Here is an 11,425-nt window from a genome sequence, read left to right as displayed (position 1 = left end):
GCATTCATCCAAAAGGGCCTGTTGACGGTTGCAGGTTAACGGGGTTGGTGGCGGTGAGAACTCCGGTTCTTGCGATCGAATTCACGCTGTGGGCGGCATCCTCCACAGGTACCAGGCGGCGACGGTGCGCCAGGGGCTCCAGGCCTGGCCGAGCTGGCGCATGCGGGCGGCGCTGGGGGCCTCGTCCAGGCCCTTGAGGCGGCGGTAGCCCTCGCGCACGCCGAAGTCGTCGGCGGGGAGGATGTCGCGGCGCTCAAGGGTATAGATGAGGAACATCTCCACCGTCCAGCGCCCGACGCCGTGCAGGGGCGTGAGGCGCGCCAGCAGGGCGTCGTCATCCAGGGTGAGGGCTTCGTCGCGGCCGGGCACCTGGCCGTCGACGGTGGCCTGGGCAATGCCCAGCAGGGTCTGCAGCTTGCGGGCGGAGAAGCCGCAGGCGCGCAGCCGCTCGGGTTCGGTGGCCAGCAGTTCACTCGGGGTGGGGAAGCGCCCGCCGGGGTACAGCGCCAGCAGCCGGGCGAGGATGGCGTCGCCCGCGCGGGCATGCAGCTGCTGGTAGGCCACGGCGCGAACCAGGGCCTCGTAGGGTTCGCGCTGGGGGTGGGGCTGGTGCCGGCAGGGGCCGATGGCGTCGATGTGCCGCGCCCAGTCGGCGTCCTGGGCGGCGAGGAAGCGGCTGGCATCGGTGAAGGCCGGCGGGGTCAGCGTCAGCGCCATGCTCAGAACCCCGGCAGGCTGGCGGTGCGCGGCGTGGCGGCGAGGGGCCGCAGGGCGCGCTCGTGCTCCAGCAGCCAGTGCTTGCGCTCCAGGCCCCAGGCGTAGCCGCGCAGCTCGCCGTTGCTGGCCACCACGCGGTGGCAGGGAATCAGCACGGCGATGGGGTTGGCGGCGTTGGCGGCACCTACCTCAATGGCGGCGCGTGGGTCGTTCAGTCCCAGCTGGCGGGCGACTTCGCCGTAGCTGCGGGTGCTGCCGGGCGGGATCTGCCCCAGGGCGTCCCAGACCTTGCGCTGGAAGGGCGTGCCGTCGGGCTCCAGCACCAGGCGGTCGATGGCGCCCAGGTCGCCCTGGAAGTAGCCGCGCAGGGCGTCGGCGATCTCGCGCGGCAGCGGGACGTCCTGCAGGCGGTAGTCACCGAAGCGCTGGCGCAGGTTGCGTAGCAGCGCCAGGCGGTAGTCGCCGAAGCCGAGGGCGCGGATGCGCTGTTCGGCGTCGGTGACCACCAGCAGGGTGCCCAGCTGGGACTCGAGGGCGCTCAGCAACAGGTTCATGGGGTGGTTCTCCTTGTCATGGACGGTGTTCCTTGTGGCGGGGTTCAGCGCAGCCGGACCACGCCGTGACGTTGCAGGAGGTAGACCTCGCCGCTGGCGAGGTGCAGTTCGGTCCGCCCCGTTTCGTGGGTGCGCCACCAGGCCTGGCGGGCATCCACCATGGCCTGGAAGGCATCCAGCACCTGGCGCTTGGCCTGTTCCGCCGCGTCGTGGGCCGCTGGCGGTTCGCCGAGGTGGGCGGCCGCTGCGGCGGGAATGTCGGTGAGGTCGGGCACGAAGGGGCTCTCGTGGCTGGCACGGCGGCGTCAGCCGGCGCGGCGGAAGGTGAAGTTCAGGCGCTGCTCGCCCAGGCTCGGGTGCGGCGGCCCTTTGAGCGGGGCCACGCCGTGAAAACGCAGGCGGTCCTGGCCACCCCACACGGCCACGTCGCCGTGGTGCAGGAGGAAGCGCCGGACCGGGTCGTTGCGGCGCTGCCCGCCGAACAGGAAGGTGGCGCTCATGCCGAGGGAGACGGACACCACGGGGGCGTCGAAGCCGCGTTCGTTGCGGTCCTGGTGCAGGCTCAGGCGGGCGCCGGGCTGGTAGCGGTTGAGCAGGCAGGCGTCGGCGTCGAAACCCGGGAAGCCGGCGGCTTCGGCCGCCTGGCGGGCCAGTTGGCGGAAGCGTTCCGGCATGGCCGGCCAGGGGGCGCCGCTGTCCGGGTCGGTGGCGCTGTAGCGGTAGCCGCGGCGGTCGGTGGTCCAGCCCAGGGCGCCGCAGTTGGTCAGCGCGACGGACATGCGGAAGCCGCCGGGGGTGAGCATGTGGCGGAACGGCGCCTGGGCCTGCAGCTGGAGGATCTGCCGCAGCAGTTCGTCGGCCTGGTCCAGGGCGAAGCCGCGCAGGATCACGGCCTGCTCGGCCATGGCTTCGCGCTGGCCGCCGGCGTGGGTGGCGAAGAGGTCGGGGGTCATGGGCGCTCCTCAGGTGGCGTCATGGAAGATCAGCCCAAGGGTGTGGCGCTGGCCGCTGCGCACCAGGCTGACACCGTGGCGCATGGCGGCGCGGCGGAAGCCGCTGCGCTTGCCGGGTACGGGGCGCAGGTCCACCGGGAAGATCACCGCGTCGCCCTGGCGCAGGGGCACCACGTCGGCTCGCTGGGTGCCGGCCAGGTGCTCGGTGAGGACGAACTCGCCGCCGGTGAAGTCGCGCCCGGGCTCGGAGAGCAGGACGGCGATCTGCAGCGGGAAGTTGTGCTCGCCGTAGAGATCCTGGTGCAGGCGGTTGTAGTCGCCCGCTCCGTAGCGCAGCAGCAGCGGGGTGGGGCGTGTCTGCCCGGCCCGGTGGCAGCGCATGAGGAAGGCATCCAGGGTCTCGGGGTAGCGCGTCTCCAGGCCGAGGCGGGCCTGCCAGCGGTTGGCGATCCGTGCCAGCGGCGGGAACAGCCGGTGGCGCAGGGTCGTGAGCAGGGCGGGCAGGGGGTAGGCGAAGTACTTGTACTCGCCCTGGCCGAAGCTGTGCCGGGCCATGACGATGCGCGAGCGGAAGGTGCGTGCGTCCGGGTAGAGCGCGGCCAGGTGGGCGCAGGTGTCGGCGTCCAGCAGCTGCTCGATGCAGGCGTGGCCGTGGCGGTCCAGCTGCGCTTCCAGTTGGGGCCAGTCCAGGGCATCGAGCCGGTCGAGGAGGGCGGTGGGGGTGAGGTCCGGCGCCGCCGGGCACGAGAGCACGGCACTCATGATACGGACAGGCTGCCGTGGGCCTGGGGCAGGCCCATGGGGCGCAGGCGGGTGAGCGGTGCCAGGGGCCGCAGGCTGTCGAACAGGCCTTGTGGGCTGGGCTCTTCGGTGCGTCGGCAGGTCTGCGCGACCCGTTCGAGGAAGCGCGAGAGGTGGGCGCTGGGTTCGCCTGCCGGGCGCAGCAGGTAGGTGGTGAGTTCGGAGTCGGGCAGCGACAGGGCGCGGGTTACGATCTCGCTGCCGGCCAGGTCGCTGCGCTCGGTGCCGCTCACCAGGGCGACGCCATAGCCGGCGGCGACCAGGGCCTGCATGGTCTCGCGGGAGATGTACTGCTCGGCGATGTCGAGGCGGGCGGCTTCGTCTTCGCTGAGGTGGGCCCGGAGCAGCCGGCTGATCTGCTGGAACTGCCCTTCGTGGACTTCGCTGTGGCTGAGGATGAGCGGGTGGCGGACCAGCTCCTGCAGCGGGATGCGCCGGTGCGAGAGCAGCGGGTGGCGGGCCGGTAGGGCGGCGACCAGTGGGTCGCTCCAGACGGGCTGGGCCTGCAGGCCGCTGCCGGCAGCGTCGATGCGGGCGAAGCCGAGGTCGTAGTGGTGTTCCAGCAGGCCTTTCACCTGCTGGGCGTAGCTGACCTCGAACAGGCGGATGCCCAGTTCCGGCTCCTCCTGCCGGCAGCGGGCGAGCAGGTCGGCCAGGCGATTCGGGGCGATGCCGTCGGACACGGCGATGCGCAGGGTGCCGCGAAAGCCGAGGGCGACGCCGCGCATGTCCATGCGGGCCTGTTCGAGGGCGGCGAAGATGCGCTTGGCGTTATCGAGGAACACGCTGCCGGCCCAGGTGAGCTGCACACCCCGGGGGTTGCGCTCGAACAGCTGGATGCCGAGCTCGGACTCCAGTTCCTTGATGGCCCGGGACAGCGGGGATTGCTCGATGTGGAGGCGGGCGGCGGCGCGGGTGAAGTTCAGTTCCTCGGCCACGGCGAGAAAATAGCGAAGATGACGTAGCTCCATGTGTGTTTCGTCTCCTGTCTGTCATCGACTCTGCGTTCTTCAGGGCTGGGTGCGGGGCGTTCTCCCGGGTTACTGCGAATGAGGGGGCACGCCGGGCCAGGCCATGCCTGGGCCCCGGGTGGCCGTTGCGCGGGGCGCACGGGCCGACGCGCCCACTATCGGGGGACAGTGGGGCGTTGGCACTCCGTTTCTTGCGCTTGAATTTGCGGGCCGGATGGCCGGGCCTAGAGCGCCCGGCCGGCTTCTTTCTAGTGCAGCTTGAGGCGGGGGTCGGTGCTACGGCCGATGCGGTCGCTGAGCATCAGCAGGAAGGTGCGGAAGGCGCCGTACAGGGCCATCTGGTGCATGCGGTAGAGGGAGATGTAGAACATCCGCGCCAGCCAGCCTTCCAGCTTCACGCTGCCCATGAGGTTGCCCATCAGGTTGCCGACGGCGCTGAAGCTGGAAAGGGAGATCAGCGAGCCGTAGTCCTGGTAGCGGTACTCGGGCAAGGTGTGCTGGCCGGCGATCCGCGCCTTGAGCGATTTCACCAGCAGGGAGGCCTGCTGGTGCGCGGCCTGGGCGCGGGGCGGGACGTTGCGCTCACTGCCGTCGCCCAGGGGGCAGGCGGCGCAGTCGCCGAAGGCGAAGATGTCGGCATCCCGGGTGGTCTGCAGGGTGGGGGTCACCACCAGCTGGTTGATGCGGTTGCTCTCCAGGCCGTCGAGGTCCTTGAGGAAGGCCGGGGCGCGGATGCCGGCGGCCCAGACCTTGAGGCTGGCGGGGATCTTCTCGCCCTGGGCGGTGAGCAGGCCGTCGGCGGTGACTTCCTTGACGGCGGCGCCGGTCATGACGCGCACGCCGAGCCCTTCCAGGGTGCGGTGCACCGGGGCGCTGATGCGCTCGGGCAGGGCGGGCAGTACCCGCGGGCCGGCTTCGATCAGGGTGATGCGCATGTTCTCCGGCTGGATGCTGTCCAGGCCGTAGGCCGCCAGTTCGTGGGCGGCGTGGTGCAGTTCGGCGGCCAGTTCGACGCCGGTGGCACCGGCGCCGACGATGGCGACGCTGATCTGGTCGTCGTCACCGTCGCGGGCGTGAGCGCGCAGGTAGTGGCTGAGCATCTGCCGGTGGAAGCGCTCGGCCTGCTCGCGGGTGTCGAGGAAGATGCAGTGGCGCGCGGCGCCCTCGGTGCCGAAGTCGTTGGTGGTGCTGCCGACGGCGATCACCAGGGTGTCGTAGGCCACCTCGCGGGCGGGCACCAGTTCGCGGCCTTCCTCGTCGAGGGTGGCAGCCAGCTGGATGGCCTTGCGGCTGCGGTCCAGCCCGCTCATGCGGCCGAGCTGGAACTCGAAGTGGTTCCATTTGGCCTGGGCGACGTAGTTCAGCTCGTTCTCGGTGGAGTTGAGCGAGCCCGCCGCGACTTCGTGCAGCAGCGGTTTCCAGATGTGGGTGAGGTTGGCGTCGGCCAGGATGATCTTCGCCTGGCCGCGTTTGCCGAGGGTTCTACCCAGGCGGGTGGCAAGCTCCAGGCCGCCGGCGCCGCCGCCGACGATCACGATGCGATGGGTCATGGGGATTTCTCACAAGGCTATAAAAATTCTTTTCGTGGGCGCCTTCGTGGCGCTTGGCGCGGCTCACAGGACGAGTCGCGCGAGGAGGCGGCTGAGCAGGCCCAGGCCGATGACGAGTGCCAGGAGGATGAGCAGGAGCCGCCAGGGCTTGAACGGCTGGCGTTCGACCTGGTGCTGGGGGAGGCTCAGGTACTGCTCGACCTTCTGCTGGTCGTCGGGTGTCAGGCGGCTGGGCATGGCGTGCCTCGACGGGGAAATATGACGTGCATTCTAGACGTGCCTTCCGGCGGCGCTCAATGCGCGTTTGCGTGAGCGGTCACAGGCCGATGCCAAGGTCGAAGAGCACGGTCCGCCCGAGGTTGGCACGGAGGAACTCCGGGGCACCCGGCTGGGCGAAAAGCACACGAGCGTAGGTGGGGCCCACCACGGACAGCGAGCGCCAGCCCTGCAGGAGGAATTCGGTCGGCGGCGGGAACGGGCTGTTGAAGTCGGGGCGCACGCGCTTGAGGCTGACGAAGGCGAGCAGGTCGAGCTCGGCCGGGTCCAGGCCGCGTTCGCGGTAGTTGTGGGCCTTCTTGCGCAGCGTGGGGGCGAGCGTCGCCTGCAGCTCCTTCATGGCGATGCGCTTGGGGCGCGTCTCCCGGCGCAGCAATTGGCTGAGGGAGGATGCGCTGCGGCGGCGCTCCAGTTCGGCGCGCCACTCGTCGTTGAGGCGGCGACCTTCGTCGAGCACGAAGAAGACCTCGAAGTTGGCCTCGCGGAACTCCACGTCGGGGGGCTCGGCGCCGGTGCTGAAGTCTTCCAGCCGATAGGGCTGGTTGAGCGCCTGCAGCAGGCGCTGGCAGACCCAGCGTTCGCGCTCCCACTTGCGCGCGTTGGAGAGGAATTCATTGGCCTGCTCGGCCTGGCGGGTGAGCAGGCGCAGGTAGTCGGATTCGTCCATGGCCGGAGAGTAGGGGGCGAGGGCGGTCGGCTGCAAGCCGCCGCCAGGTGTGGCATTGCGATGCGATGTGGCGGCCGGCGCCTTGGTATAGACTCTGCTGCGTTTGCCGGATGCCCGCCATGCACCTTCGCCCTGTCACCCCTGATGACCACGCCCAACTGATCGCCCTCTGGCAGCGTACGCCGGGGCTGCGCCTGCGCGAGGACGATGCTCATGCGCCGTTCTGCGCCTACCTGGCGCGAAACCCGGGGCTCAGTCTGCTGGTGGAGCGCGAGGGCCAGGTGGTGGCCTCGCTGATGGCCGGGCATGACGGCCGCCGCGGCTACCTGCAGCACCTGGTGGTGGATGTGCCGCTGCGCGGGCAGGGCCTGGCGCGGCGGTTGCTGGACGCGGTGCTGCAGCGGCTGGCGGCCGAGGGCATCGGCAAGTCCCATGTATTCGTCCTGCGGGACGCGCCCGAGGCGCTGGCGTTCTGGTCCGCCCAGGCGGACTGGTCCCGGCGCGGGGATATCGCGGTTTTTTCCACGAACGGAGTGACACGATGAAACGGCTCTCTTTGGCGCTGCTGCTGGCTCTGCTGGCCGGTGGTGCGCAGGCGCTGGAACAGGGTGAGCGCCTGGCGCCCTGGACCCTGCTGGACCAGTACGAGAAACCCTACAGCCTGGACAACCAGCTGGGGCTGCTGCTGGTGGCGCGCGACATGGATGGGGCGAAGCTGGTGAAGGCGGCTCTGGACGGCAAGCCGAAGGACTTCCTCGAACAGCGCCATGCGGTGTTCGTGGCGGACATCAGCCGCATGCCGTCGGTGATTTCCAAGCTGTTCGCCGTGCCGGCGATGCAGGACTACAACTACCGCGTGCTGCTGGACCGCGAGTCCCGCGTGGCGCCGCGCTACGAGGCCCCCGAGGGCCAGGTGCTGGTGCTGACCCTGCGTGACGGCGTGCTGCAGGGGCAGAAGGCCTTCGCGTCGGCCGAGTCGCTGCGCGCGGCGCTGGACGCGGTGCCGCCGGCGCCGTGATCGCCGCCGAGCTGCTGTCCGACACCAGCCTGGGGCTGGGCTGGGCGATCTACGTCCCGGCCCTGGCCTGGGCGGTGATGCGCGCGCCGTGGCTGGAGTTGTTCAGCGACTTCCGGCGCCAGCACCTGCTGTTCGGCACGGTGCTGGCGCTGTTCCTGTTGTGGATGGTGCGGCGTGACTTCGATTCCGGGGTCTCCTACCACTTCATCGGCATGACGGCGGTGACGCTGCTGCTGGACTGGCCCCTGGCGGTGCTGGGTGGTCTCGTTGCACAGCTCGGTTTGCTGGCGCTGGGGCGCCAGGACGTTGCGGCGATGGGCATCAACGGGGCGCTGCTGGTGCTGTTGCCGGTGCTGGTGACGGAGCTGTGCGCGAAGTGGGTGGAACACTTCCAGCCGCGCAACCTGTTCGTCTACATCTTCTGCTGCGGGTTCTTTCCCGCGGCGCTGGCGGCTCTGCTCTGCACCTTGGTGGGGCTGGGGCTGCTGTTCATCGATGGCATCTTCCCGATGCCGCCCTGGCTGGAGGACTTCGTCGGCTACCTGTGGCTGGTGATGTTCCCGGAGGCCTTCATCAACGGTACGGCGGTGACGGCGCTGGTGGTGTTCTGCCCCGAGTGGCTGGAAACCTTCAACCGCACGCGCTACCTGCAGGCGCCCTGGAAGGACGACGACAGGAGCTGAATGGCGCTGGATTCACTGCCCCGATGATCGGCACCGATTGACGCCGATCAAGGTCGGGCGACCTGGCGCGCGCGGATGATCCCCCGGTCACTTCGAACGAGGATGCAACCATGGGTGTTCACGATTGGGCGCGCGCCGCGCTGGCGCAGGTGCTGGAGCAGGGCGGTGGCAAGGGCTTCGACGAGGCGCTGGCCTTGCGGGCGCTGCTGAGTGCGGTGGTGGAGCGCAGCAAGGGCGTGCGCTCGCAGGAGGACCTGGCGGCGGAGCTGATGTTCCTGGCGGACAACCTGGATGACGGGCGGGACTACGCCTTCATGCGCCCCTGAGGGCGCATGGGATCAGTGACGGTCAGGGAGGTCACCGGAGAACAGTTCGTCCTCAAGGTTGTCACCGGGGATGGCGTGCTCTTCGGCGGCCCAGGCGCCCAGGTCGATCAGCTTGCAGCGGTGGGAGCAGAAGGGCCGGTTGGGGCTGTGCGGGCCCCATTCGACGGGCGCTCCGCAGGTGGGGCATTCAACGGTCATGGGTTGGCTCATGGCTGGCCTCCTCGCAGTGTCAGATAGAAGGCGTGCAGTCGTTCGACTTCGGTGCGCATCCAGGCCAGGTCCCGGTCATTCAGCAGCACGTCGTGGGCGGCAGCCAGGCGCTTGTCCCGGTCGGTCTGGGCCTTGAGGATGGCCTGGACCTGTTCCTCGGAGACGCCATCACGGGCCATGGTGCGCTGCACTTGCAGGGCCTCGGGGACGTCCACCACCAGCACGCGCTGGGTCATGCGGTGCTGCCCGGACTCGATGAGCAGCGGCGAAACCAGGATGGCGTAGGGGGACTTGGCCTCGGCCAGGTTGCTGGCGATCTCCTGGTTGATCAGCGGATGCAGCAGGTTTTCCAGCCAGCGGCGTTCCTCCGGGTGCTGGAAGATGTGCTGGCGCAGGGCGGCGCGGTCGAGCTGCCCGTCGGCCAGGAGGACGCCTTCGCCGAAATGCTCGGCGATGCGAGCCAGGGCAGGGCGGCCGGGCTCCACCACCCAGCGGGCGGCGTGATCGGCATCCACCATGTGGACGCCCAGGGCGTTGAAGTGAGCGGCAGCGGCACTCTTGCCGCTGCCGATGCCGCCTGTGAGGCCAAGAATCCAGGGTGTGGTCATTTGAAACCGGCGAACTGCAGATAGGTCCCGGTTATTTGATCACCCCAGAGCAATGCGATCCAGCCGGCAATTGCCAGGTAGGGGCCGAAGGGAATGGGCGTGCCGCTGTCGGCATCGCGCAGCTTGAGGATGATGATCCCCAGTACCGCGCCGACCAGAGACGACAGCAGGATGGTCAGTGGCAGCACCTGCCAGCCACCCCAGGCGCCGAGCATGGCCAGCAGCTTGAAGTCGCCATAGCCCATGCCTTCCTTGCCGGTCACCAGCTTGAACACCCAGTACACGCTCCACAGGCTCAGGTAGCCGCCTACCGCGCCCCAGAGGGCATCCTCCAGCCCGGTGAACAGCCCCTGGCTGTTGACGATCAGCCCGAGCCAGAGCAGCGGCAGCACCAGGGAGTCGGGGAGCAGCTGGTGGTCGATGTCGATCATGCTCATCGCCAGCAAACCCCAGGTCAGCACCAGGAAGGCGCCCGCCTGCCAGGTGAAGCCGAAGTGCCAGGCGACGTAGGCGGAAAGCAGCCCGCAGGCCAGTTCCACCAGCGGGTAGCGCTTCTTGATCGGTGCCTTGCACGACGAACACTTGCCGCCCAGGGCCAGCCAGCTCACCACCGGGATGTTCTCCCAGGCCTTGATCTCGTGCTGGCAATGGGGGCAGCGGGAGTTCGGCAGAACCAGGTTGAACGTCTCGCCCGGCGGCTCCGGCGGCAACTCCAGAGCCTCGCGGGCCTGGATCTTCCAGTCGCGGAACATCATCACCGGCAAGCGGTAAATGACCACGTTGAGGAAACTGCCGACCAAGAGACCGAGGAGGAATACGCAGGAAACAAAGGCCGGCAAGTTGCCGGCCAGGAAGTCGAGAACGGTCACTTAGCCTACTACCGAGCCGAGCTGGAAGATGGGGAGGTACATCGCGATGATCAGGCCGCCGACCAGTACGCCCAGAACTGCCATGATCAGGGGCTCCATCAGCGTCGTCAGGTTATCGACAGCATTGTCCACTTCTTCCTCATAGAACGAGGCGACCTTGTCGAGCATGGTATCCAGCGCGCCAGACTCTTCACCGATCGAAGTCATCTGGATGGCCATCGCTGGGAACACACCGGTGGTCCGCATCGAGAAGTTGAGCTGCATGCCGGTGGAAACGTCCTGCTTGATCTTGTTCACCGCCTCTTTGAAGACCACGTTGCCGGTTGCACCGGAGACCGAGTCAAGCGCTTCCACCAAAGGCACACCTGCTGCGAAAGTGGTGGACAGAGTACGGGCATAGCGTGCTACGGCGGACTTGTAGAGGATGTCGCCCACGATGGGGAGCTTGAGTACCCCTCTGTCGACGCCGTCTCTAAATTTCTTGGAGCGCCTGTGCAGTTCACGAATGCTGAAGGATGTTCCGAAAATGGCAATTAAGACCACGAACCACCAAGTTTGAAGGAACTCGGAAAGATGGATAACCATCATTGTGAAGGCTGGCAGCTCAGCTCCGAAACCTGCAAAAACGGCTTGAAATTGAGGCACAACCTTAATAAGTAAGATGGCAGAAACGATTAAGGCAACAATGACGACTGCGATGGGGTATGTCATCGCCTTCTTAATTTTAGCCTTCAGGGACTCGGTCTTTTCCTTGTACGTGGCCACTCGATCCAAAAGACTTTCTAATGCCCCAGATTGCTCTCCGGAATCTACGAGGTTGCAGTACAGCTCGTCGAAATAAAGAGGCTTTTTTCTCAGAGAGTTCGCAAAGCTATTTCCTGCTGCAACCTCTTGCTTGACCTCTTCAACCAGTTTGCGCATGTTCTGGTTGTCGACACCCTCGCCAATGATGTCAAAACTCTGAAGCAGGGGAACGCCTGCTTTCATCATTGTCGCCATTTGACGGGTAAAAAGCGCAATATCAAGCGGCTTGATTTTCTTGCCTTGGCCAAACAGCGAGGCACCTTTCTTCTTGACTTTGGTCGGATTGATCCCCTGCTTGCGCAACTGTGCCTTCACCAAGGATGGGTTGATACCGCTCATGTCCCCTTTGACCTTAGCGCCTTTCTTGTCGGTGCCTTCCCAGCTGAATAGGCTGGTTTTTAAAGCTTTTTCCGCCATT

At 67.5% G+C, this 11,425-nt stretch carries 17 protein-coding genes; 4 read left to right on the top strand and 13 right to left on the bottom strand.

The features are described from left to right. Window positions 1-81: 81 nt before the first annotated feature. The 9 genes from FBY21_RS14835 to FBY21_RS14795 form a co-directional block, all read right to left on the bottom strand. Entirely contained in the window at window positions 82-717 is a 636-nt protein-coding gene (locus tag FBY21_RS14835; RefSeq protein WP_107331219.1) for a DNA-3-methyladenine glycosylase family protein, read from the bottom strand. A 2-nt stretch (window positions 718-719) separates the two neighbouring features. Then, on the bottom strand, window positions 720-1,271 hold the full coding sequence (locus FBY21_RS14830; protein WP_142011989.1) for a methylated-DNA--[protein]-cysteine S-methyltransferase: 552 nt from the start codon (window positions 1,269-1,271) through the stop codon (window positions 720-722). 44 nt (window positions 1,272-1,315) lie between these two features. Next, complete coding sequence (locus tag FBY21_RS14825) at window positions 1,316-1,546, bottom strand: hypothetical protein (RefSeq protein WP_044406836.1); 231 nt, start codon at window positions 1,544-1,546, stop codon at window positions 1,316-1,318. A gap of 30 nt (window positions 1,547-1,576) precedes the next feature. After that, complete coding sequence (gene alkB / locus FBY21_RS14820; RefSeq protein WP_142011987.1) at window positions 1,577-2,224, bottom strand: DNA oxidative demethylase AlkB; 648 nt, start codon at window positions 2,222-2,224, stop codon at window positions 1,577-1,579. Window positions 2,225-2,233: 9 nt separating this feature from the next. Then, the gene (locus tag FBY21_RS14815) at window positions 2,234-2,986 is read right to left on the bottom strand and encodes a 2OG-Fe(II) oxygenase (protein ID WP_142011985.1); all 753 of its coding nucleotides are present in this window, start codon (window positions 2,984-2,986) and stop codon (window positions 2,234-2,236) included. Then, the gene (locus FBY21_RS14810) at window positions 2,983-3,996 is read right to left on the bottom strand and encodes a LysR family transcriptional regulator (RefSeq protein ID WP_082078230.1); all 1,014 of its coding nucleotides are present in this window, start codon (window positions 3,994-3,996) and stop codon (window positions 2,983-2,985) included. The genes FBY21_RS14815 and FBY21_RS14810 overlap by 4 nt, the downstream gene beginning before the upstream one ends. A 248-nt stretch (window positions 3,997-4,244) precedes the next feature. Next, complete coding sequence (locus FBY21_RS14805) at window positions 4,245-5,546, bottom strand: NAD(P)/FAD-dependent oxidoreductase (RefSeq protein ID WP_044406844.1); 1,302 nt, start codon at window positions 5,544-5,546, stop codon at window positions 4,245-4,247. A gap of 63 nt (window positions 5,547-5,609) precedes the next feature. Then, entirely contained in the window at window positions 5,610-5,783 is a 174-nt protein-coding gene (locus FBY21_RS14800) for a DUF3094 family protein (RefSeq protein ID WP_044406847.1), read from the bottom strand. Between the two features lie 79 nt (window positions 5,784-5,862). Further along, a complete protein-coding gene (locus FBY21_RS14795) occupies window positions 5,863-6,489 on the bottom strand; it encodes a DUF1780 domain-containing protein (RefSeq protein WP_044406964.1) in 627 nt (208 codons plus the stop codon). Between the two features lie 119 nt (window positions 6,490-6,608). Between FBY21_RS14795 and FBY21_RS14790 the strand changes: the two genes are divergently transcribed. The 4 genes from FBY21_RS14790 (at window position 6,609) to FBY21_RS14775 (ending at window position 8,516) form a co-directional block, all read left to right on the top strand. Beyond that, on the top strand, window positions 6,609-7,034 hold the full coding sequence (locus FBY21_RS14790) for a GNAT family N-acetyltransferase (RefSeq protein WP_107331796.1): 426 nt from the start codon (window positions 6,609-6,611) through the stop codon (window positions 7,032-7,034). Then, entirely contained in the window at window positions 7,031-7,507 is a 477-nt protein-coding gene (locus FBY21_RS14785; protein ID WP_052807598.1) for a hypothetical protein, read from the top strand. The genes FBY21_RS14790 and FBY21_RS14785 overlap by 4 nt, the downstream gene beginning before the upstream one ends. Beyond that, on the top strand, window positions 7,504-8,190 hold the full coding sequence (locus FBY21_RS14780) for an energy-coupling factor ABC transporter permease (protein WP_142011982.1): 687 nt from the start codon (window positions 7,504-7,506) through the stop codon (window positions 8,188-8,190). Before FBY21_RS14785 ends, FBY21_RS14780 begins: the two co-directional genes overlap by 4 nt. Window positions 8,191-8,300: 110 nt before the next feature. Beyond that, window positions 8,301-8,516, top strand: a complete 216-nt coding sequence (locus tag FBY21_RS14775; RefSeq protein ID WP_142011980.1) for a hypothetical protein — start codon at window positions 8,301-8,303, stop codon at window positions 8,514-8,516. 12 nt (window positions 8,517-8,528) lie between these two features. On the opposite strand, the gene yacG is transcribed toward FBY21_RS14775, so the two are convergent. The 4 genes from yacG to FBY21_RS14755 are packed head-to-tail and all read right to left on the bottom strand — an operon-like array spanning window position 8,529 to window position 11,424. Further along, window positions 8,529-8,726 carry a DNA gyrase inhibitor YacG gene (yacG, locus tag FBY21_RS14770; protein WP_142011979.1) on the bottom strand — a complete coding sequence of 66 codons (198 nt, stop codon included), beginning with the start codon at window positions 8,724-8,726 and terminating at the stop codon, window positions 8,529-8,531. Then, window positions 8,723-9,334 carry a dephospho-CoA kinase gene (gene coaE, locus FBY21_RS14765; protein ID WP_142011977.1) on the bottom strand — a complete coding sequence of 204 codons (612 nt, stop codon included), beginning with the start codon at window positions 9,332-9,334 and terminating at the stop codon, window positions 8,723-8,725. Before coaE ends, yacG begins: the two co-directional genes overlap by 4 nt. Next, on the bottom strand, window positions 9,331-10,203 hold the full coding sequence (locus FBY21_RS14760) for a prepilin peptidase (protein WP_142011975.1): 873 nt from the start codon (window positions 10,201-10,203) through the stop codon (window positions 9,331-9,333). Before FBY21_RS14760 ends, coaE begins: the two co-directional genes overlap by 4 nt. Continuing rightward, the gene (locus FBY21_RS14755; protein ID WP_142011973.1) at window positions 10,204-11,424 is read right to left on the bottom strand and encodes a type II secretion system F family protein; all 1,221 of its coding nucleotides are present in this window, start codon (window positions 11,422-11,424) and stop codon (window positions 10,204-10,206) included. Window position 11,425: the final 1 nt, after the last annotated feature.

The organism is Pseudomonas sp. SLBN-26, from assembly GCF_006715895.1.
In the GTDB taxonomy this organism is placed as follows: domain Bacteria; phylum Pseudomonadota; class Gammaproteobacteria; order Pseudomonadales; family Pseudomonadaceae; genus Metapseudomonas; species Metapseudomonas otitidis.
This window is presented reverse-complemented; position numbering and strand designations above follow the sequence as displayed.

Coding starts and splice junctions, on each gene's coding strand:
- FBY21_RS14815 (WP_142011985.1), bottom strand. CDS start 2,986: ATGAGTGCCGTGCTCTCGTGCCCGGCGGCGCCGGACCTCACCCCCACC.
- FBY21_RS14795 (WP_044406964.1), bottom strand. CDS start 6,489: ATGGACGAATCCGACTACCTGCGCCTGCTCACCCGCCAGGCCGAGCAG.
- FBY21_RS14785 (WP_052807598.1), top strand. CDS start 7,031: ATGAAACGGCTCTCTTTGGCGCTGCTGCTGGCTCTGCTGGCCGGTGGT.
- FBY21_RS14810 (WP_082078230.1), bottom strand. CDS start 3,996: ATGGAGCTACGTCATCTTCGCTATTTTCTCGCCGTGGCCGAGGAACTG.
- FBY21_RS14830 (WP_142011989.1), bottom strand. CDS start 1,271: ATGAACCTGTTGCTGAGCGCCCTCGAGTCCCAGCTGGGCACCCTGCTG.
- FBY21_RS14835 (WP_107331219.1), bottom strand. CDS start 717: ATGGCGCTGACGCTGACCCCGCCGGCCTTCACCGATGCCAGCCGCTTC.
- coaE (WP_142011977.1), bottom strand. CDS start 9,334: ATGACCACACCCTGGATTCTTGGCCTCACAGGCGGCATCGGCAGCGGC.
- FBY21_RS14805 (WP_044406844.1), bottom strand. CDS start 5,546: ATGACCCATCGCATCGTGATCGTCGGCGGCGGCGCCGGCGGCCTGGAG.
- yacG (WP_142011979.1), bottom strand. CDS start 8,726: ATGAGCCAACCCATGACCGTTGAATGCCCCACCTGCGGAGCGCCCGTC.
- FBY21_RS14790 (WP_107331796.1), top strand. CDS start 6,609: ATGCACCTTCGCCCTGTCACCCCTGATGACCACGCCCAACTGATCGCC.
- FBY21_RS14800 (WP_044406847.1), bottom strand. CDS start 5,783: ATGCCCAGCCGCCTGACACCCGACGACCAGCAGAAGGTCGAGCAGTAC.
- alkB (WP_142011987.1), bottom strand. CDS start 2,224: ATGACCCCCGACCTCTTCGCCACCCACGCCGGCGGCCAGCGCGAAGCC.
- FBY21_RS14755 (WP_142011973.1), bottom strand. CDS start 11,424: ATGGCGGAAAAAGCTTTAAAAACCAGCCTATTCAGCTGGGAAGGCACC.
- FBY21_RS14775 (WP_142011980.1), top strand. CDS start 8,301: ATGGGTGTTCACGATTGGGCGCGCGCCGCGCTGGCGCAGGTGCTGGAG.